The organism is Gryllotalpicola sp. CP2-P1, from assembly GCF_057512245.1.
The window spans coordinates 1-1,280 of record NZ_JBLRDT010000382.1 but is presented as its reverse complement, the minus strand read 5'-3'; the positions used below and the strand labels follow the sequence as shown (position 1 = coordinate 1,280).

At 66.4% G+C, this 1,280-nt stretch carries 1 pseudogene; it reads left to right on the top strand.

The annotated features are described in order from the left end of the window. Nucleotides 1-69 precede the first annotated feature (69 nt). Nucleotides 70-1,247, top strand: a pseudogene (locus ACM2XV_RS15400) (IS3 family transposase). Nucleotides 1,248-1,280: the final 33 nt, after the last annotated feature.

Below are 1,280 nucleotides of genomic sequence, written 5' to 3'. Positions count from 1 at the left end.
GGGCGTGAGGAACGGATCGGTGACAACTGATCGTTAGTGCCGGGAGGCGCTGGCGGGGAGGATGTCATCATGCCTGGTCCCTATCCCAGAGAGTTCCGCGAGGACGTCGTCGCGGTCGCTCGGCGCCGTGGGAGCGGCGTCACTATCAAACAGATCGCCACCGACTTCGGTATCAGCGAGGCGACGCTGCAGAACTGGCTCCGCCAAGCGGATGTCGAAGACGGCAACCGGCCCGGTCAGACCGCCGCCGATGCCGCCGAGGCCCGGGAGTTGAAGAAGCGGATCCGCCTGCTCGAGCAGGAGAACGAGGTGCTCAGAAGGGCTGCGGCGTATCTGTCGCAGGCGAACCTGCGGCTCGGTGGCTCCCCAAAATGACGTACCCGCTCGTATCTGAGCTCGCCGAATCGGGAATCCCCGTGACGGTGTCGTGCCGGGTTCTGAAGCTCGCAAGACAGCCCTACTATCGGTGGCGCAACGACCCGATCCGGGAAGCGGACGTGCTCCGCGCGTATCGGATCAACGCGCTGCATGACGCGCATCATGATGACCCGACGTTCGGGTACCGATACCTCGCCGACGAAGCCCGTCGAGCGGGGTGGCGGATGAGCAGGCGGACGGCGTGGAAGCTGTGCTCGCAGGCCGGGATCCTCTCATCCGCGCAGCGCCGGCGACGCGGGAAGGGCAAGAAGGCCGGGCCGCCCGTGTTCGACGACCACGTCCAGCGGGTGTTCCGCGCCGACGCGCCCAACCGGCTGTGGCTCACGGACATCACGGAGCACTGGACGAGCGAAGGCAAGCTCTACTGCTGCGCGATCAAAGACGTGTTCTCCAACCGGATCGTCGGGTACTCGATCTCAGACCGGATGACCGCGAAACTCGCCGTCGACGCCGTCCGAAACGCCGTCGCCCGCCGCGGTGAGGTCGCCGGATGCATCCTGCACGCCGACAGGGGCAGCCAGTTCCGCAGCCGGGCCATGGCCCGCGAACTGCGCCGGCACGACATGGTCGGATCGATGGGACGCGTCGGCGCCGCGGGGGACAACGCGGCCATGGAATCGTTCTGGTCACTACTGCAGACGAACGTGCTCAACCAGCAGCGGTGGACGAGCCGGCAGGAGCTACGACTGGCCATCGTGGTCTGGATCGAACGGAAGTACCACCGCCAACGAGCCCAGGACACCCTCGGCGGCTTGACGCCCATCGAGTTCGAAGCCAAGCTAGCCGAGCCGCTCACACTCGCGGCCTAAACCGAACCTGTCACCAGTTCGTTCCTCACGCCC